The sequence below is a fragment of the Nonomuraea sp. NPDC049158 genome (genome assembly GCF_040648335.1).
Taxonomy (GTDB): Bacteria; Actinomycetota; Actinomycetes; order Streptosporangiales; family Streptosporangiaceae; genus Nonomuraea.
The window spans coordinates 709,564-728,021 of record NZ_JBEZDM010000002.1 but is presented as its reverse complement, the minus strand read 5'-3'; the positions used below and the strand labels follow the sequence as shown (position 1 = coordinate 728,021).

At 69.4% G+C, this 18,458-nt stretch carries 15 protein-coding genes; 10 read left to right on the top strand and 5 right to left on the bottom strand.

The features are described from left to right. The first annotated feature begins 11 nt into the window (after positions 1–11). The 3 genes from AB0B61_RS07630 to AB0B61_RS07620 are packed head-to-tail and all read left to right on the top strand — an operon-like array spanning position 12 to position 3,437. On the top strand, positions 12–1,001 hold the full coding sequence (locus AB0B61_RS07630) for a GDP-mannose 4,6-dehydratase (RefSeq protein ID WP_358429272.1): 990 nt from the start codon (positions 12–14) through the stop codon (positions 999–1,001). Beyond that, complete coding sequence (locus tag AB0B61_RS07625) at positions 998–2,038, top strand: MraY family glycosyltransferase (protein WP_358429270.1); 1,041 nt, start codon at positions 998–1,000, stop codon at positions 2,036–2,038. Before AB0B61_RS07630 ends, AB0B61_RS07625 begins: the two co-directional genes overlap by 4 nt. A 4-nt stretch (positions 2,039–2,042) precedes the next feature. Further along, on the top strand, positions 2,043–3,437 hold the full coding sequence (locus AB0B61_RS07620) for a polysaccharide biosynthesis tyrosine autokinase (RefSeq protein ID WP_358429268.1): 1,395 nt from the start codon (positions 2,043–2,045) through the stop codon (positions 3,435–3,437). Here AB0B61_RS07620 and AB0B61_RS07615 read toward each other — a convergent pair. From AB0B61_RS07615 to AB0B61_RS07605, 3 genes are read right to left on the bottom strand one after another with little or no spacing between them, the layout of a single operon-like run. After that, on the bottom strand, positions 3,415–3,996 hold the full coding sequence (locus tag AB0B61_RS07615) for a hypothetical protein (protein ID WP_358429266.1): 582 nt from the start codon (positions 3,994–3,996) through the stop codon (positions 3,415–3,417). The two genes, AB0B61_RS07620 and AB0B61_RS07615, sit on opposite strands and share 23 nt — an antisense overlap. A gap of 53 nt (positions 3,997–4,049) precedes the next feature. Then, positions 4,050–5,834: a DUF4012 domain-containing protein gene (locus tag AB0B61_RS07610; protein WP_358429264.1), complete on the bottom strand. Its 1,785-nt coding sequence runs from the start codon at positions 5,832–5,834 to the stop codon at positions 4,050–4,052. Positions 5,835–5,849: 15 nt separating this feature from the next. Continuing rightward, entirely contained in the window at positions 5,850–5,963 is a 114-nt protein-coding gene (locus AB0B61_RS07605; RefSeq protein WP_358178670.1) for an LPXTG cell wall anchor domain-containing protein, read from the bottom strand. An 807-nt stretch (positions 5,964–6,770) separates the two neighbouring features. Between AB0B61_RS07605 and AB0B61_RS07600 the strand changes: the two genes are divergently transcribed. From AB0B61_RS07600 to AB0B61_RS07575, 6 genes are read left to right on the top strand one after another with little or no spacing between them, the layout of a single operon-like run. After that, positions 6,771–7,928 (top strand): ROK family transcriptional regulator, encoded by a 1,158-nt coding sequence (locus tag AB0B61_RS07600; RefSeq protein WP_358429262.1) that lies wholly within the window; start codon positions 6,771–6,773, stop codon positions 7,926–7,928. Between the two features lie 11 nt (positions 7,929–7,939). Beyond that, positions 7,940–9,427 (top strand): sugar ABC transporter ATP-binding protein, encoded by a 1,488-nt coding sequence (locus tag AB0B61_RS07595; protein ID WP_358429260.1) that lies wholly within the window; start codon positions 7,940–7,942, stop codon positions 9,425–9,427. After that, positions 9,427–10,434, top strand: coding sequence for an ABC transporter permease (locus tag AB0B61_RS07590; protein WP_358429258.1), 1,008 nt, complete (start codon positions 9,427–9,429; stop codon positions 10,432–10,434). The genes AB0B61_RS07595 and AB0B61_RS07590 overlap by 1 nt, the downstream gene beginning before the upstream one ends. Beyond that, positions 10,431–11,477 (top strand): substrate-binding domain-containing protein, encoded by a 1,047-nt coding sequence (locus AB0B61_RS07585; protein WP_358429256.1) that lies wholly within the window; start codon positions 10,431–10,433, stop codon positions 11,475–11,477. The genes AB0B61_RS07590 and AB0B61_RS07585 overlap by 4 nt, the downstream gene beginning before the upstream one ends. Before the next feature lie 11 nt (positions 11,478–11,488). After that, the gene (locus AB0B61_RS07580) at positions 11,489–12,619 is read left to right on the top strand and encodes a Gfo/Idh/MocA family oxidoreductase (RefSeq protein ID WP_358429254.1); all 1,131 of its coding nucleotides are present in this window, start codon (positions 11,489–11,491) and stop codon (positions 12,617–12,619) included. Further along, a complete protein-coding gene (locus AB0B61_RS07575) occupies positions 12,616–13,620 on the top strand; it encodes a sugar phosphate isomerase/epimerase family protein (protein WP_358429252.1) in 1,005 nt (334 codons plus the stop codon). Before AB0B61_RS07580 ends, AB0B61_RS07575 begins: the two co-directional genes overlap by 4 nt. Positions 13,621–13,930: 310 nt before the next feature. Here AB0B61_RS07575 and AB0B61_RS07570 read toward each other — a convergent pair whose 3' ends face one another. Both AB0B61_RS07570 and AB0B61_RS07565 read right to left on the bottom strand, forming a co-directional pair. Beyond that, entirely contained in the window at positions 13,931–14,413 is a 483-nt protein-coding gene (locus AB0B61_RS07570) for a DinB family protein (RefSeq protein WP_358429250.1), read from the bottom strand. A gap of 55 nt (positions 14,414–14,468) precedes the next feature. After that, on the bottom strand, positions 14,469–17,258 hold the full coding sequence (locus AB0B61_RS07565) for a BTAD domain-containing putative transcriptional regulator (protein WP_358429248.1): 2,790 nt from the start codon (positions 17,256–17,258) through the stop codon (positions 14,469–14,471). Positions 17,259–17,328: 70 nt separating this feature from the next. On the opposite strand from AB0B61_RS07565, the gene AB0B61_RS07560 reads away from it, so the two are divergent. Beyond that, positions 17,329–18,378 carry an FAD-dependent monooxygenase gene (locus AB0B61_RS07560; RefSeq protein ID WP_358429246.1) on the top strand — a complete coding sequence of 350 codons (1,050 nt, stop codon included), beginning with the start codon at positions 17,329–17,331 and terminating at the stop codon, positions 18,376–18,378. The last annotated feature ends 80 nt before the right edge of the window (positions 18,379–18,458 follow it).

The following is an 18,458-nucleotide window of genomic DNA, read 5'->3' as shown; positions in this document are numbered from 1 at the left end:
TAGGGAAACCCGTGAGCAAAGCATCGAAGTGCACTTACCTGATAACGGGCGGCAGCGGATTCGTCGGGTCGCATCTGACCGACGCGTTGATCGCCCGCGGCGACTCCGTCGTTATTCTCGACAACCTGTCGACCGGGCGGCTGGCCAACCTGCGGCCGCATCCGAACCTGCGCTTCATCCAGGGCTCCATTCTGGACGAGCTGATGGTCGACGAACTCGTCCATCAGTGCGACGTCGTCGTTCATCTCGCCGCCGCGGTGGGGGTCAAGCTGATAGTCGAGCAGCCGCTCCGATCCCTGACGACCAACATCCGCGGCTCGGAGATCGTCGTCGAGGCCGCGCATCGATACCGGAAAAAGATCCTGATCACCAGTACGAGCGAGATCTACGGCAAGAACTCGTCAGGACCGCTGCGCGAGAACGCCGATCGCATCCTCGGCAGTCCGTCCGTGGTGAGATGGGCCTACAGCACGGCGAAGGCCGTCGACGAGATCCTCGCGAACGCCTATCACCGAGAGCGCGGCCTGCCGACGATCGTCGTCAGGCTGTTCAACACCGTGGGACCACGGCAAAGCCCGGCCTACGGCATGGTCATTCCACGCCTCGTACGCCAGGCGCTTGCCGGCGCCCCGCTCACGGTGTTCGGAGACGGCACCCAGACCCGGTGCTTCGCCCATGTCGTGGATGTCGTCGACGCACTGCTCCGGCTGCTCGACCACGACGCCGCGATCGGACAGACCTTCAACATCGGATCGGCCGACGAGATCAGCATCCTGGAGCTGGCGAAGCTGGTCGTCGAGCACACCGCGTCCACCTCCGGGGTAGACCTCATCCCCTATCACGAGGCCTACGAACACGGCTTCGAGGACATGACCCGCAGGGTCCCCGACACCACCAAGATCCGAGAGCTCACGGGATGGGCTCCGCGACGCACACTGGACGAGATCCTCACCGAGATCGTCAAGGAGGCCCGCGAGGAGCTCGCGGCGGCGATGCGGTGAACGGAGCACTCGCGTTGGCCGCCGGTGTGGCGGCGTGTCTGTTCAGCGCGACGGCCGCCATCCCGCTGAAGCGCCTCGCGGTTCAGTGGGGCCTCACCGATCATCCCGGCGGGCACAAGGCGCATACCCGCCCGACCCCCTACCTAGGTGGCATCGCGATCGCGCTGGCCACGATCGTCCCCACGGTGGCCGCGGTCGGCCCCGGCGACCGGCGGCTCACCGCCATCCTGCTGGCCGGCATGGCGGTGGCCCTCCTCGGCCTGATCGACGACTTCGAGTCGCTGACCACGGCCGCCAGACTGGTGGTGGAGACGGTGGCGGCGAGCGGCGTCGTGCTCTCCGGGGTCCAGCTCACGGTGACAGGCGGATGGCCGGATGGTCCGATCACCGTCATGTGGATCGTCGTGATGACCAACTCCTTCAATCTGCTGGACAACATGGACGGCTCGCTGGGGGCGATCACCGCGGTCAGCGCCGCCTTCCTCGCGGGGACGGCCTTCTTGCAGGCATGGCCGGCTCTGGGGCTCCTGCTGGTGGCCCTGGCCGGCGCCACGCTGGGTTTCCTCCTGCACAATTGGCCGCCCGCGAAGATGTTCATGGGAGACACCGGATCGCTGTTCATCGGCTTCGTCCTCACGTGCTCGGCGGTCGTCCTGGTGATGAGACAGGGTCCGGTCACGGTGGCGGCGGGGCTGCTTCTGCCCACCTTTGTCGCGACTATCGATACCGGGGTGGTGTTCGTCTCCCGGATGAGAGCCGGCCGATCGCCGCTGTCGGGCGGCACCGATCACGTGTCGCATCGCCTGCGGAGAATCGGCCTGGGAGCCCGACTGGCGGCAACGGCACTCGGCGTGGGCTCAGGGCTCGCTGGTGCCCTGTACCTGGCCATGGCCATGGGCTGGGTCTCTTCTTTCATCGCGGCGGTCACCGCGGGCGGAATCGCGCTCGTTGTCTTCGTCTTGCTGCAGGGCGTGAACGTTTACGCGCCGGTCCGGCACCTCAAGGCTCGTTCAAGAATCCGAGAAAGGCGGCGTTGATCCGGTGGATCTGCTCTACTACATGCGGCTCGTGCGCAGGAACTGGTTGCTCATCCTCGCCTCGCTGGCCATCGGGATGGGCGCGGCGGCGGTGGTCACCGCGAACACGCCGCCGAAGTATGTCGCGGCGATCTCGATGCTGGTCTCCGGCCAAGACAGAGAGGGCGGCCTCTCCGCCGCGTACCAAGCGGGCATACTGTCGGCGCAGAGGGTCCAGTCCTATGCCACCTTGTTGTCCAGCCATCGGGTGGTCAGCCAGATCGCCGCACCCGAGGACATCCGGAGCGTGCAGGCGAACATCTCGGCGGAAGTCGTCCCCGGTACCGTCCTGCTCCATGCGACGGTCACGGACAGCGACCCGGTCCGCGCCGCACAACTGGCCAACGCTCTGGGGGCGCGGTTCACGCAGCTGATCGACCAGATCGAGCGGGTCACACCAGCCAGCCGCCCCGCGATCAAGATCACGGTGGTGGACCAGGCGGAGACCCCCCAGGCGCCGGTCAGCCCCAGGCCGGTGATCAACATGGTGCTCGCCGTACTGATCTCGCTGCTCGCCGCCCTCGCCGCGCTGGTGCTCCGCGATCGCCTGGACACGACCATCAAGTCCTCCGACACGCTGCAGCGGGCCTCGAAGAGCTCGACTCTCGGCGTCATCGGGTATGAGCGGGACGCGCGGCGTCACCCGCTGATCGTCCGTAGCGGGGGCCGATCGTCCAGGTCGGAGGCGTTCCGCTCACTCCGTACGAACCTGCAGTTCATCGGCGTGGACCGGCAGCCCAGATCCCTGGTGATCACCAGCTGCCTGCCGAACGAGGGCAAGTCCTCGACCTCCTCCAACCTCGCGATCGCCCTGGCCCAGGCGGGGTGGCGGGTGCTCCTGGTCGACGGCGACCTCCGTCGTCCGCGCATCCCGACCTACCTCGGCATCGAGGGCGCGGTCGGCCTGACGGACGTGCTGATCGGCAAGGCGCGGCTGGACGAGGTGATCCAGCCCTGGGGCGAGCCGCGCCTGTTCGTGCTGCCGAGCGGCCGGATCCCGCCGAACCCGAGCGAGTTGCTCGGCTCACGAGGGATGCGCCAGGTGATCGACCAGGTCATGGACGACTACGACATCGTGATCGTCGACGCGCCGCCACTGCTGCCGGTGACCGACGCCGCGACGCTCTCGGCGATCTGTGACGGAGTGCTGCTCGTCGCGCGGTACGGCAAGACCCGGCAGGAGCACATCCTCCGGGGCATTGAGCTGCTGGCGTCGATCAACGCTCGCATCGTCGGCACGGTCATGAACTTCGTCCCGGCCAAGGCCAGCCGATACGACGGCTACGGCTACGGCTACGGGTACGAGACCGACACCGAGGCCGAGGCCAGGGCGGCGGTCAAGGCGCCGACGGCTGTGTGAGGAGCCGGAGCGGGACGGCGAGCGATCTGGCGATCCTCCGTCCCGCCATCCGGTGGTGCCACCGGGTGCCGCCGATGGGGTCGAGGATGTCGGGCCGGTCCACCGGCACCAGGCCGCGTAGCCTGCGTACCTCGTCGACCAGCGCGTGCGCCCGCCGTACCGCGTCGCGATGACGGGTGACCGCCATGGGCTCGACCGCGCTGCTCAAGGCGCCGAACTCGACGATGGTGAAGGTACGCCCGGCTGCCTGGAGCTGCCGGGTCACCACTTCGGCGCGGTGCGCGGCGGCGGCCGTCAGCACCAGGTCCGCGGCGGCCACCACCTCGGTGGTCAGCGGGCTGGAGACGAAGCCGCTGGGATCGCCACCGAGGCGCAGCAGCGTCCGCCGTGTGTGCTCGGCCATCTCCGTGCCCGGCTCGGCGTGGGTGCCCGCGCTGGTCACCCGGAACGCGGGCCCGAGGGCCGGCCGGGTCAGCCGCTCCGCCAGAGGAGAGCGGCAGATGTTGCCCGTGCACACGAACAAGATGTGGAAACCAGCCGCGTCCCGCGTACCTTCCATGAGCGCGACGGTAGAACGCCCTGGTCAGACGGCTGTTGGCGGCGCGCCGGTCTTTACCCTTCGCTTGTGGGAGTCTCGAAGGTACAGCCCCGATGGTCCTGGGTGATGTTGGTCTGCTGCGGATGGACCAGTGGCTGCACGGGCGCCAGCGGCGCCGCGTCCGAGGTGGGTTCGAGCAGGAGGAACTCCAGCGTCTTGGACTGCCGGGGTGCGAGCTCCAGCATGATGGAGTAGACGGGGTGGGATCGTTCGACCTCTTTGATGACCTCCACGGGCTTGCCGTCGATCCGCACGCCGCCGTTCTTCGCGCCGACGCCGGTGTACAGCGACACCCACAGCAGGTTGGATCCGACGGCATGGGGGCGCTCCGGGGAGTCAAGGCGGCTGGTGACGTACCTGGGCAGCTTCCTGCGCGGCACGTCATTGGTGAGACTGACCCGCACCTTCGTGACGCGTTGCCCGTCGGGACGGCAGGGGCCCAGCTCATAGTCGACCGAGCGCTTGAGGTAGTAGTCGAGCTTGTTGCCGCCGGAATTGTTGACCACCAGTCCGGCGAACGGTCCAGGCTCCCGGGGTAGCACTCCGCCCAGCGGCGTCGTCGCCAGGCGGCGCTGCTCGATGCCTCTGCGGCTCCACACCTGGATCCGCCGCTCATCCACCATCTGCGCCAAGGTGGACATCAAGGTGCGGGGATCCGGATGGGACCGGGTCATCGCCTCGCTGACGGCGCCGGCGATCGTGATGAGGTACTTCTTACGCTCGTCCGGATCCTGGTAGCGGACATAGGCCACTCGCTCGGTCAGGTCGGTCACGTTCTCGGCGGTCACCGTCTCACCGCCCGGGAGAGTGACCGGGCCGATCAGCCGCAGCAGGTAGGAGAGCCCGACCGGGTCGGTCGCGATGGCGCCGTCCAGCCGCCGGCCTGTCTGCCGCTCCCAGAGCGCGGTCCAGGTGGTCGCGGCGTACGGGAAATGCGGGGAAAGATTGGAATTGGAGAGCAGGGAAAGCGCGCTCGGCCCGTAACGCGCGCTGAATGCCGGCCCATTGTCGGCGACCGGTGCCGGACTCGGCGCGAGGCGGGTGTTGGCGGAGAGCCGCTGAATGCCGAGTTTTCCTTGCCCGGCTTTCAGAATGCCGAAGGCGCCCACCAGGCCGCCGGTTCCGCGCGCCTCGGCATTTGTCTGGAATGCCAGGAAATAGCGGCGCGGACCGTCGTGGCCCAGCATCGGCGGCAGCAGGGCGGCGGCGTCGGCCGCGGCGCCGAGCCAGCCGTGCAGCCGATCGACCTGCTCCAGGGCCGTGACGCGGGCCTCGTCCAGCTCGCTCACGCCCGTGTCCGCCGGGGTAACGGACAGGCGTGAGCGCGCCAGAGCGACCCGGTCGGCGGCAGCGTCCAGGGCCGGTGCCGCCGACTCCAGGTCGGCCAGCAGTTCGCCCATGTCAGTCATGGAAGCGCCCTTGGCGGACCCATCGGCCGTGATCAGCGGCGCGGCGGCCCGGTGCACGTCGGTCAGGGCACCGGTCAGCTCCGCAGCGGCCTCCGCCAGACCGCGGATGGTCGTCGCGCTCCCTCCGACCAGGGGAGTGTGAGCGAGCAACGACCAGTCCGGGCCGGAGGTGAGCCGGCGGGCCTCGGTCGCGTGCCACTGCGCGTCCGCGAGCGTCCCGGCCAGCCGGCCGGGGTCGCTCGCGCGCAGCAGGACCAGCGCGTTCCTGGTCGCCTGCAGGTGGTCCCGCACGCTCAGAGCGAGGTGCGCGGCCCAACCCCCGGCCAGCGTGAGGCCCGCGGCGGGAGCCAGCAGGCCGGCGATGACAACTCGGCGTCTCTTACTTCGCACTGTGAGATCGGCGACTTACTTCGCGCTGTACGAACGGCGACGCCGCATGGCGATCAGCGTGCCGGCGGTGCCCGTCAGGAGCATGCCGGCACCGGCCGCGGCCAGGGCCTTCACGGGTGCTCCGGTCATCGGCAGCTCCTTGTGGTGGCCATGGCACCCGTGGCCACAGCACCCATGGCCGCAGCCCCGATGGCGACGATGCCACCCACGGAACTCCTCGGGGTCGATGTCGACGTCGATGTTGACGTGCGACGACGACGTCGAGGTGGCCCTCGGCGTGGCGGCGGCACTGGCACTGGCACTGGCAGTGGGCCTCGGCGGATAGGGTCGCGGGCTCGCGGTGCTCGTGGGTGCCACCTGGCTGTCCGTGGAGGCGGACGCCAGTCCTGCGGTCCCGAAGGCGATTCCACCTCCCACGGCCATCGCCACGAAAATAGGTATCGTTATTTTTTCTCTCATTTCGGACTCCCCGTGTGGATGGCGGTTCGGGTCATGGGACATTTCGCCCGGAATTCCAGCGAAGTGTTCGCCACGGAACCCGTTATATGCGCCCTCCTAATGGGTGCTCCGGTCGCCGCACAGTTCTTACCGAATGACCACTAATGGTTCTCCAGATGTTGACGGTCTGCCGGGGCGCCGATGCTCTGCGACCGTGCCGCTCTCGCGAGGGAGGTTGCTCCGAGACGCCAGAGCGTGTGGCGGCAAGCTGCCGGGGCTTGTGGCGGTGGCGCCAGGGGCATGAGCGGTGAGGAGTACGCCCGACGTCAGGAGTACGCCCTGCGTCGCCGCCGCTGGGCGGCGCGTCGCGACCTCGGTGGGGCCGAACTGCCCTTATGTCCGAATTCAGAGATCTTTGTTTGATTATCGGCGGAAGTAGGGAGGGTTTGGGCGGCTAACACTCTTGATTTGCCGCTTGTGTGATCTTATTGTCGCCGCATGACCTCCGCTCCGGGCTCGCCCGGTGACGTTCTGACGCTCATCAGCGCCGGTTCCGCTACCACCCGCTCGGACCTCGCCCGGCTCACCGGCCTGGCCAGGTCCACGATCAGCCAGCGCGTCGACGCGCTGATCGAGCGCGGCCTGGTCTCCGAGACCGGAAGCGGCGAGTCCACCGGCGGCCGGCCGCCGCGGCAGTTGCGCCTGCACACCGCGGACCACGCCTTCGCGGGCGTCGACCTGGGCGCCACGCACTGCAGGATCGCGCTGATGGACATCTCGGGCGACGTGCTGGCCGAGTGCGAAGACCCGCTGCTGATCGCCGAAGGTCCGGAGACGGTCCTGGCCCACGTCGACGAGCGGCTGGACCGGCTGCTCGCCGAGGCCGGACGGCCACGGGCCGCGCTCAAGGCGATCGGGATGGGGGTGCCGGGGCCGGTGGAGTTCGCCACGGGCCGGCCCAACAACCCGCCGATCATGCCCGGATGGAACGACTATCCCATTCCCGAGCACTTCGCCGGCTGCGCCGTACTCGTCGACAACGACGTGAACGTCATGGCGCTCGGCGAGCACCGCAACGCCTACCCCGGCGCCGACCACCTGCTGTTCGTCAAGATCGGCACCGGCATCGGCTGCGGCATCGTGGCCGAGGGCAAGCTGCACCGCGGTGCCCAGGGCTCGGCCGGCGACATCGGCCACATCCGGGTCTCCGGCCACGAGGACGCCGGCTGCCGCTGCGGCAACAGCGCCTGCCTGGAGGCCGTCGCCGGCGGCGCGGCCGTCGCCAGGAGGCTGACCGAGCTCGGCACGCCCGCCGAGACGGGAGCCGACGTCGTGGCGCTGGTACAGGCGGGCAACACCCAGGCGCTCCGGCTGGTCAGAGAGGCGGGCCGGCTGATCGGCGAGGTGCTCGCCAGCCTGGTCAACTTCTTCAACCCCGAGGTGATCGTCATCGGCGGCGCCCTGTCGCGGGTCCACGAGCACCTGCTGGCCGGCATCAAGGAGACCGTCTACCGCAGATCGCTGCCGCTGGCCACACATCACCTCTCGATCGTGCCCAGTCGTACCGGGATCAACGCCGCCGCGCTGGGCGCCGGGATCCTGGCGATCGAGAACTACCTGTCACCCGAGAACATCAACCGGATCGTCAACGCCTGAAAGGGACCCCGATGCTGGTCATGAGGGGAATCGTCAAGCAGTTCCCCGGCGTGCGCGCGCTCGACGGGGTGGACCTCGACGTGAGCGCCGGTGAGGTGCACTGCCTGCTCGGCCAGAACGGCGCGGGCAAGTCGACGCTCATCAAGGTGCTGGCGGGCGTCCACCAGCCCGACGGGGGCACGATCGAGTTCAACGGCGCGCAGGTCAGGGCGGGCAGCCCGATCGACGCCATCAGGCTCGGCTTCGCCACCATCTACCAGGAACTCGACCTCGTCGACGGGCTCAGCGTCGCGGAGAACATCTTCCTGGGCCACGAGCACGCCCGCGCCGGCTTCGTGAACAGGGGAGCGGCCAACCGGGCCGCCGCCGCGGTGCTGGCCAGGCTCGGCCACCCGGAGATTCGGCCGAAGGCCGAGGTCGGGCGGCTGGCACCGGCCGCCAAGCAGGTCGTCTCGATGGCCCGCGCGCTCTCCCACGAGGCCCGCCTGATCATCATGGACGAGCCGTCGGCCGCGCTGGCCCACGACGAGGTGGCCAACCTGTTCCGCATCATCCGCGAGCTCACCGCCCAGGGCGTCGCCGTGGTCTACATCTCGCACCGCCTGGAGGAGATCCGCGAGATCGGCGACCGGGTCACCGTGCTCAAGGACGGCCGCACGGTCGCCGTCGGCCTGCCCGCCCGCGACACGCCGACCTCCGAGATCGTCTCGCTCATGACCGGCCGCAACGTCGAGTACGTCTTCCCGCCCCGCGCCGCCGAGTCCCCGGGCGAGGAGGTGCTGCGCGTCGAAGGGCTCAGCTCGCCGGGAGCGTTCGCCGACGTGTCGTTCTCGGTGCGCGCCGGTGAGATCGTCGGGCTGGCCGGGCTGGTCGGCTCCGGACGTTCGGAGATCCTGGAGGCGGTCTACGGAGCCCGTCGCGCCTCCGGCCGCGTCCTGCTGTCGGGCAAGACCCTGCGGCGGGGCGACGTCGTCGGCACCGTACGGCAAGGCATGGGCCTGGCCCCCGAAGAGCGCAAGGCCCAGGCCCTCCTGCTCGACCAGAGCGTGACCGCCAACATCACCCTGGGCAGCCTGCCGGAGTTCGCCACCTTCGGCTGGATGGACCGGGCCCGCGAGAAGGCCGAGGCGCGGCGCCTGGTCGAGGTGCTCGACATCCGCCCGCCCGACCCCGAACGGCCGATCAAGACGCTGTCCGGCGGCAACCAGCAGAAGGCCGTACTGGCCCGCTGGCTGCTCGGCGGGCGCAAGTTACTCCTGCTCGACGAGCCGACCAGGGGCGTGGACGTCGGGGCCAGGGCCGAACTGTACGCGGTGATCCGCGGGCTGGCCGACCAGGGCATCGGCGTGCTGCTGGTCTCCAGCGAGGTGCCCGAGGTGCTCGGCCTGTCCGACCGCGTGCTGGTACTGCGCGAGGGGACGGTCATCCACCAGGGCGACGCCCAAGAGCTCGACGAGCATCGCGTGCTCGACATGATCATGGATGGGAGAGCCGCCTGATGAGCAACCCCGCAGAAGCGGGCCCGCAGGACCGCCTGGCCGTGCGGGCCCCCGGTCCGCTGGCCTGGCTCGGAGAGGCGCGGCACCTGGGCTTGGTGGTCGCGCTGGTACTGCTCGCGATCGTCGGCCTGGTCACCAAGCCCGAGAACTTCGCCACCACCTCCAACCTGGTCAGCATCCTGTCGCTGGCCGCCACGATCGGCGTCATCACGGTCGGCGCCACGTTCGTCATCATCGGCGGCGGCATCGACCTGTCGGTGGGCGCCACCATGGCCCTGGCCTCCGTCTGGGCCACCACCCTGGCCACGCAGGCGTACGGACCGGCCGTCATGGCGATCTGCGCGATCCTCGTCGGCACCGGCACGGGCCTGGTCAACGGGCTGCTCATCGCGTACGGGCGGTTAGTGCCCTTCATCGCCACCCTGGCGATGCTCGTCGCGGCGCGCGGGCTGGCCCAGCGCATGTCCGACCGCAAGACGCAGATCATCCAGTCCGACAACGGCGCGATCGTGGACCTGTCGACCACGCGGCTGCTCGGGGTCCCGCTGCTGGTCTACATCTTCGCGCTGGTCGTGGTGCTGGGCTGGATCCTGCTCAACCGCACCACGTTCGGCCGCCGCACCTACGCGGTCGGTGGCAACCCCGAGGCGGCCCGGCTGGCCGGCATCAACGTCCGCCGGCACACGATGCTCCTGTACGCCCTGTCCGGGCTGTGCTGCGGCATCGCCGCCATCCTCATCATGGCCCGCACCACCACGGGCTCCTCCACACACGGCGACCTGTACGAGCTCGACGCCATCGCCGCCGTCATCATCGGCGGCACCCTGCTCACGGGCGGCCGCGGCACGATCATCGGCTCGATCCTGGGCCTGCTGATCTTCACCCTCATCACGAACCTGTTCATCCTCAACGGGCTCAACACCAGCGACCAGCTGATCGCCAAGGGCCTGATCATCGTCGTCGCCGTCCTTCTCCAGCGACGGAACCTGAAGGAGAGAGCACCATGAGCAACAACGTCGCGCGCAGGGGTTTCCTGGTCGGTGGAGCCGTGATGTTAGCGGCCGGCTGTACCAGCAACGAGCCCGCCGCCGCGCCCTCGTCGGCGGCCCCCGCCCCCGCGCCCGCGGCCAGCGGCAACGACCAGCCCGGCACCAAGGTGGTCATCGGCTTCTCCGCGCCCGCCGCCGACCACGGCTGGATCGCGGCCATCGCGAAGAACGCCGAGTCCGCGGCCAAGCAGTATTCGGACGTCGACTTCAAGCCCGTCGAGCCGACGAACGACATCAACCAGCAGATCTCCGCCGTCGAGTCGCTGATCGCGGCCAAGGTCAGCGCCCTGGTGATCCTGCCGAACGACGGCCAGCAGCTCAACCAGGTCGCGCTCCAGGCCACCCAGGCCGGTATCCCGGTCGTCAACCTCGACCGGATCTTCCCCGACAAGCTCGCGTACCGCACCTGGATCGGCGGCGACAACTACGGCATGGGTGTCGCGGCCGGCCAGTACATCGGCAAGCAGCTCAAGGACAAGGGCGTCTCGAACCCGGTGATCGTGGAGATCCAGGGCATCGCGACGCTCCCGCTGACCCAGGACCGCAGCAAGGGGTTCGCCGACGCGCTGAAGACCTTCGGCTTCAGCGTCACCGCGAAGCAGGACGCCAAGTTCACCGTGGAGACGGGCAACTCGGTGGCCGCCAGCCTGCTGCAGGCGCACAAGAAGATCGACGCCCTGTGGAACCACGACGACGACCAGGGCGTGGGCGTGCTCGCCGCCATCAAGGAGGCGAACAGGACCGAGTTCTTCATGGTCGGCGGCGCCGGCTCCCTGAACGCCATGAAGGAGATCCAGTCGGGCACCTCCGTGCTGAAGGCCACCGTCACCTACAGTCCTACGATGGCCTCGTCGGCCATCAAGCTGGCCAGGTTGATCGCGCAGCAGAAGGGCATGAGCGACCTGGTGGAGAACCAGGTGCCACAGTCGATCACGCTCGCGTCGGAGACCATTACCAAGGAGAACGTCGAGAAATACCTGCCACTCGGCTTCGAATCCTGATCGGGGGTTGCATGTCAGACCAAACCACCGTCGGCGTGGGCATGATCGGCTACGCGTTCATGGGCCGCGTCCACTCCCAGGCATGGCGCAGCGTCGGCGCCTTCTTCGACCTGCCGCTGGCACCGCGCATGGCGGTGCTGGCCGGCCGGTCCGAGGAGCACACCGCCGCCGCGGCCGCCCGGCTCGGCTGGGCCGACACCGAGACCGACTGGAGGGAACTGGTCAAACGCGACGACGTGCAGATCGTCGACATCTGCACGCCGGGCGACTCCCACGCCGAGATCGCCATCGCCGCCCTGGAGGCCGGCAAGCACGTGCTCTGCGAGAAGCCGCTGGCCAACAGCGTGGCCGAGGCGGAGGCCATGGTGCGGGCGGCGGCCTTGTCGACCGCCAAGAGCATGGTGGCCTTCAACTACCGGCGGGTGCCCGCGGTGGCGCTGGCCAGGCGCTACGTCGAGGAGGGCAGGCTCGGCGAGATCAGGCACGTGCGAGCCCAGTACCTCCAGGACTGGATCGTCGACCCCGCGTCTCCGCTGGTGTGGCGGCTGCAGAAGGACAAGGCGGGATCGGGCGCCCTGGGTGACATCGGGGCGCACATCATCGACACCGCCCAGTTCATCACCGGCCAGAACATCGTGGGCGTCTCGGCGCTCACCGAGACGTTCGTCAAGGAACGTCCCGTGTCGCCGGGCTCATCGGAAACCGGACCCGTCACCGTCGACGACGCCGCGCTCTTCATCGGGCGGCTCACCGGCGGTGCCGTGGCCTCCTTCGAGGCCACCCGGTTCGCCACCGGGCGCAAGAACGCGCTGCGCATCGAGCTCAACGGCTCGAAGGGCAGCCTCGCCTTCGACTTCGAGGCCATGAACGAGCTGTGGGTCAGCGAGGGCGACAGCGGCTTCAAACGTATCCTCGTCACCGAGGCCGACCACCCCTACGCCGGGGCGTGGTGGCCACCCGGACACGGACTCGGGTACGAACACACTTTCACCCACGAGGTCAAAGACTTCCTGGAAGCGATCGCCCAGGGCAGCGACCCGGCGCCGTCTTTCGCGGACGGGCTCCGGGTGCAACGCGTGCTCGCGGCGGTCGAGCGTAGTGCGGCTGATTCCAGCCGTTTCACAGTTGTGGAGGACATATGAGACCGGTCACCTTGTTCACCGGCCAGTGGGCCGACCTGCCGTTCGAGGAGGTGTGCCGGCTCGCCGCCGAATGGGGCTACGACGGCCTCGAGATCGCCTGCTCCGGCGACCACTTCGACGTGGCGCAGGCGATCAGCGACCCGTCGTATGTGTCCGCCAAGCGAGCCCAGCTCGACAAGCACGGCCTCAAGGTCTGGACGATCTCCAATCACCTTGTCGGCCAGGCGGTCTGCGACCATCCGATTGACGAGCGCCACAAGGCCATCCTGCCCGCCCGCATCTGGGGCTCGGGCGACCCGGAGTCCGTTCGCCAGGCGGCCGCCGAGGACATGAAGAACACGGCGCGAGCCGCGGCCCTGCTGGGCGTCGACACGGTGGTCGGCTTCACCGGCTCGTCGATCTGGCACACCGTGGCCATGTTCCCGCCGGTGCCTGCCTCGATGGTGGAGGCGGGCTACCAGGACTTCGCGGACCGCTGGAACCCCATCCTCGACGTCTTCGACCAGGAGGGTGTCCGCTTCGCCCACGAGATCCACCCCAGCGAGATCGCCTACGACTACGTGACGACCCAGCGCACCCTGGAGGCCATCGGCCACCGCCCCGCGTTCGGCCTCAACTGGGACCCGTCCCACATGGTCTGGCAGGACCTCGACCCGGTGGCGTTCATCCTCGACTTCGCCGACCGCATCTACCACGTGGACTGCAAGGACACCCGCGTCCGCGTGGGCGACGGCCGCCGCGGCCGCCTGTCCTCCCACCTGCCGTGGGCGGACATGAGGCGCGGCTGGGACTTCGTCTCCACCGGCCGCGGCGACGTGGCCTGGGAGGACTGCTTCCGGGCACTCAACTCGATCGGGTACGCGGGCCCGATCTCGATCGAGTGGGAGGACGCGGGGATGGACCGGCTGGACGGGGCACGGGAGGCCTTGGGCTACATCCGCGCCCTCAACGCCATCACCCCACCGACCACCGCCTTCGACGCGGCCTTCTCCACCACCTGACCTGACTGCCCTGGCGCGCCCGACACGCATGATGATCGCGTGCCGGGCGCTCAGGCATATGTCTCCCAGGGGTTCCGCCCCTCTTCGACGCCCGACACGCATGGTCATCGCATGTCGGGCGCGCTTCGCGCGAGTGGCGCTCAGGCGTGCTTCCCAGGGGGCTCCGCCCCCTTCGACCCCCGACAAGCGCGGGCTTCGCCGTGGGGCGCGCTTCGCGCGGACGGCGCTCAGGCGTATTTCCTTGGGGCTCCGCCCCGGCGAGGGGCTCCCGCCCCTCGCGCACCCCTGCCTTGCCTGATTGGAGGGCCGGCTATCGAGGCCCGAGTCCCGTCTTTCCATCGAGCAACTCGCGCGCGGCATCAAGGTGACCCGCATGGCGTGCCGTCTCCTCGATCATGTGCAGGACGATCCGCCGCAGGTCAGTGACCTCGTCCCCGAGCGGTCCGGGGTGTCGTCCTCGCGGGGGAGCCGAGAGCGGACTAGCGGCGAGGACCGCGTTGGACCGCGCGCACTGGTCCCGGTAGAACGCGAAGACCACAGACGGTGGCCGCGGTGTGGTCAGTGGCAGGTGGTCGTCTGGCCAGGCCAGCGGCTCGGCGTGGCCGGTGGCGATCTCCTGGAACCAGTGCCGTTCGGCGTAGCCGAGGTGCTCCACGAGACCCAGAACCGTCCATCCCGAGGGCAGGACCGCGGTTGACAAGGCTTCGACGTCGAGGCCGTCAACGATCGCCAGGACACTGGCCCGTTGCGCCTCCAGGAACATCAACAGCGCGTTCTTCTCGCTCTCGTCCACGCGCCAACGCTAGTAAACGGAACCGACATTCTGGGGTGGCCGCGCGGCGGTCTCGTCACAGGAGGGCTCTGGCGGCGTCGGCGGCGGGGTTGCCGAGTTCTTCGAGCAGGAGGAGCGCCGCCTGGGCGTGTGTGCGGGCCAGGGCGGTGTGGCCGAGTGCGTGACGGGCCTTGGCCAGGCCGAGGTGGCCGTGGGCGGCTTCGTGGGGATCGTCGATCTCCTTGGCCAGGGCGAGTGCGGCGTCGTGATCGATGAGGGCCTGATTGTGGTCGCCCATGGCGTGTGCGGCGGCGCCCATGGCGTTGAGGGTCTCCGCCTGCAGGTGCGGGCCCAGGTCGCGGCTGATCGCGTAGGCGCGCTCGAGGGCGTGGCGGGCGGCGTCGTGCTCGCCTTGGTCGCTGTGGAGGTCACCGAGGGAGAGCAGGGTGTTCCAGAGGCCCGATGGGCTGCCGATCTGGTGGTTGATCCGCTGGGCCTGCTCCAGGTAGTCGCGAGCCAGGTCGGGCTTGCCCAGTTGCCCGTAGATCCTGCCCACGTCTGTCAGGAGGACCCCCGTGCCGACGTATTTGTCCGCCGCCTGGAAAAGGTCCAATGCCTGTTGATAGTGGTCCTGGGCGCCATGGAGGTTGCCTTGGCATTCGAGCGAGTGACCCAGGTAGTGATGTCCCACCGCCTCGCCCTCCGGGTCACCGGCGGCCCGGCAGACGCTGATGGCCTCTTGGGCGTACTGGACGGCCTGAACCACGTTGCCCATGGCGTGGTGGGTTCTGGCCAGGTCGGCGAGGGTACGGCCCTCGCTGCGCCGGTCTTCCGCCCGCCGTACCGCTGCGAGAGTTTGCAGATGGAGGGTAAGAGCGGCGCCGCGGCGGCCGCGTTCCTCCAGAAAGGGGAACAGGGTCGTGGACAGGAAGAAGGCGTGCGGGTGCCGGCCGTGTTCCGCCGCGTGCGCGCCGACGGCCAGCAGGACGGGCAGCTCCGCGTCCAGCCAGGCCGTGGCGTCGGCGCGGCCGGTCAGGGGCGGGATCTGCGGGCGCGGCGGGGGCTCGTGCGGAACCGGCAGTGTTCTGTCCGGGTACTTGAGGTCGGCGGCCATGCCCGTGACGTGCGTATAGAAGGCGAAGAGCCGGGTCAGGGCGGCCTTTCCCGAGTTGTCCGGCTCCTCCAGGTCGGCCGCTGACCTGGCGTGGTCGCGCAGCAGGTCGTGGAAGGTGTAGCGGCCCGGTTCCTGCTGGAGGAGCATATGCGCGTCGAGCAGGTCCTCCAGGAGCGACTCGGCACGCGTGACGGTCAGGTCGGCGAGCGCGGCGGCCGCGTAGGCGTCGATGTCCTGGCCGGGGTGGAGGCCGAGCAGGCGGAACATGCGGCGATGGTCGGGGCTCAGATGCTCGTACGACAGCGCGAAGGCGGCGGGGACGCCCCGTTCCGCGGTGGCCAGTTCGGCCAGGCGGCGGCTCTGGTCGCGGAGCCGTACGGCGAGGTAGTCCACCGTCCATCGGGGGCGGTGGCGCAGCCGCGCGGCGGCGATGCGCACGGCCAGCGGCAGGAACCCGCACAGGCGCAGGACCTCGGCGACGGCGACGGGCTCCTGCCGCGCCCGCGGCCCGACGACGCCGGTGAACAGCTCGACCGCGTCACGCTCTGAGAGCACGTCGACGGACATGGCGTGGGCGCCGTCCAAGTCGATCAGCCGACGCCGGCTCGTGATCACGGCCATGCTGCCCGAACCGCCGGGCAGCAGCGGCTGGACGTGCTGGGTGTCGGCGGCGTTGTCGATGACGACCAGGGCGCGCAGCCCCGACAGCTCGCCACGCCACAGCGCGGCACGTTCCGAGGTCCCTGCCGGTATGCGCTCCGCGGGCAGGCCGAGCTGGCGCAGCAGGATCTCCAGCGCTTCGCCGGCATCGACGGGATCACGGCCGGCGGTGTGGGCCTGCAGGTCGACGAAGAGCCCGCCGTCGGGGAAGCGCTCGGCGAGCAGGTGTGCCGCGTGTACCGCCAGTGTGGTCTTGCCGATGCCCGCCATGCCGTCGATCGCGACCACGCTCACCCCGTCGGGCAGTCTGGTGAGCCGCTCGAGCTCGGCTTCCCGCCCGGCGAAATCGGGCACGTCGTACGGCAGGAAACTCACCACCGCGTGCCGTTCGTCTCTCAACACCGTCTCTTCGACGGCCGCGAACTCCCGGCTGGGGTCCAGCCCCTGCTGCTCGGCCAGCGTCGTCCGGTAGTCGCGCGCGGTCGCCAGAGCCTCCGCCTGCCGTCCCGATCGATGCAGCGCCAGCACGTACTGCCCGCGCAGGCGCTCCCTCAGCGGGTGGCCGGCCACTTCCGCGGCGAGTTCGTCAAGCAGTACGGCATGCCGCCCGGCCTGAAGTTCCAGCTCCGCCAGCCGTTCGACGGCCGTCAGCCGCTGCTCCTCCAGCAGGGCCCTGGTGGCGGGCACATAGTCGGCCTGCACGTCGGCCAGCGCCTGCCCGCGCCAGAGCCCGAGCGCCTGACGGATCTCCTCGCTGTCGCCCGCGGCCAGCCGCCTGAACTCATGGACGTCCACCTGACCCGGCTCCGGCACCGCGGCATAGCCGGCGGGACGCGTCCGCACGATGCTCTCGGCCTGCGCCGCGCGCAGCATCCGGCGTATCGCCATCACCGACGCCTGGACCTGGGCCTTGGCCGTCTCCGGTGGGGTCGGCCCCCACATCGCCTCGATCAGCCGGTCCGTGCTCACCGTGCTTCCCGCGTTCAGCAGGAGGTAGGCGAGCATCGCGCGATGCCGCGGCGCTCCGCCCAGCGGCTGCCCTTCGGTGCTGACCTCTACTGGGCCCAGGAGTGAGAAGCGCATAGAGGTCATATGGGCGAATGTATCAACGCCCTCGATCAGTATTTCCCCAGATCTCATGACGTACAGAAAGGGAGCACACATGAGCGGAGAAGTGCTGATCTCGGGCGCGGGTGTCGCGGGTATGTCGCTGGCGTATTGGCTACATCGGCACGGCTACGCGGTGACCGTGGTGGAGCGCGCCGCCGCGCTGCGCGGCACCGGATACGCGGTCGACTTCCGCGGCGAGGCGATCGGCGTCCTCGACGGCATGGGCCTGCTGGCGCAGATGCACGATCACGCCACGGGGATGGGCGCGATCACGCTGATCGACGGCGACGGGAAGCCGACCGGTGAGCTGCCCGCGGAGACGTTCGCCGGCGACCTGGAGGTGCTCAAAGCCGATGTGACGCGCATCCTGCACAGCATCACCGCCGACGACGTCTCCTACGTCTTCGACGACTCGATCACCGCGATCGACCAGGACGAGGACGGCGTCGGCGTCGTGTTCGAAAGGGCGGCCGGGCGCAGGTTCGACCTGGTGGTCGGAGCCGACGGCGTCTACTCCAACGTGCGCCGCCATGTCTTCGGTCCCCACCGCGACTTCGTGCGGCACCTGGGCATGTCGGGCGTCGGCTACACCACGGTCAACCGGCTGGGCCTCGACCACGAGGGCCTGCTGTACAGCGCGCCAGGCCGGGCCGTCTACGTGTTCAGCTCCAGCAACCCGGCCAGGATGACCGTGAGCCTGTCGGTCGCCACCGACTCCCCTGACATCGACAGGCTCGACCGCGACACGCAGGAACGTCTGGTCCGCGAGCGCTTCGCCGGCGATGGGTGGGAGGTGCCGCTGCTGCTGGAGGAGATGCGGCTGGCTCCCGACTTCTACTTCTCCTCGGCCTGCCAGATCGCCATGGACCGCTGGTCACACGGTCGCGTCGTCCTCGTCGGCGACGCCGGATACTGCGCGGCGCCGACGGCGGGCATGGGCACCTCCCAGGCCCTGATCGGCGCCCACCTGCTGGCGACCCGCCTGGTGGAGACGGCGGGCGACCACACGGTCGCGTTCCCCGCGTACGAGCGCGAACTACGCCCCTACATCACCGAGAACCAGTCCAAGGGTGCCGAGGCGGCAATGATGTTCGGCGCCTGACAGGAAGCGTGGCCGCCGACATCGGCCCCATGCGGTTCATGCGGTGTCCTGTCAGCGGCGGCGTCAGGACGGCGACGGCC

What these genes read in the sequence shown, in the direction of transcription:
- AB0B61_RS07615 (WP_358429266.1), bottom strand. Translation starts at nt 3,996, where the DNA reads ATGGAAGGTACGCGGGACGCGGCTGGTTTCCACATCTTGTTCGTGTGC.
- AB0B61_RS07605 (WP_358178670.1), bottom strand. Translation starts at nt 5,963, where the DNA reads ATGACCGGAGCACCCGTGAAGGCCCTGGCCGCGGCCGGTGCCGGCATG.
- AB0B61_RS07600 (WP_358429262.1), top strand. Translation starts at nt 6,771, where the DNA reads ATGACCTCCGCTCCGGGCTCGCCCGGTGACGTTCTGACGCTCATCAGC.
- AB0B61_RS07595 (WP_358429260.1), top strand. Translation starts at nt 7,940, where the DNA reads ATGCTGGTCATGAGGGGAATCGTCAAGCAGTTCCCCGGCGTGCGCGCG.
- AB0B61_RS07590 (WP_358429258.1), top strand. Translation starts at nt 9,427, where the DNA reads ATGAGCAACCCCGCAGAAGCGGGCCCGCAGGACCGCCTGGCCGTGCGG.
- AB0B61_RS07585 (WP_358429256.1), top strand. Translation starts at nt 10,431, where the DNA reads ATGAGCAACAACGTCGCGCGCAGGGGTTTCCTGGTCGGTGGAGCCGTG.
- AB0B61_RS07580 (WP_358429254.1), top strand. Translation starts at nt 11,489, where the DNA reads ATGTCAGACCAAACCACCGTCGGCGTGGGCATGATCGGCTACGCGTTC.
- AB0B61_RS07575 (WP_358429252.1), top strand. Translation starts at nt 12,616, where the DNA reads ATGAGACCGGTCACCTTGTTCACCGGCCAGTGGGCCGACCTGCCGTTC.
- AB0B61_RS07565 (WP_358429248.1), bottom strand. Translation starts at nt 17,258, where the DNA reads ATGACCTCTATGCGCTTCTCACTCCTGGGCCCAGTAGAGGTCAGCACC.
- AB0B61_RS07560 (WP_358429246.1), top strand. Translation starts at nt 17,329, where the DNA reads ATGAGCGGAGAAGTGCTGATCTCGGGCGCGGGTGTCGCGGGTATGTCG.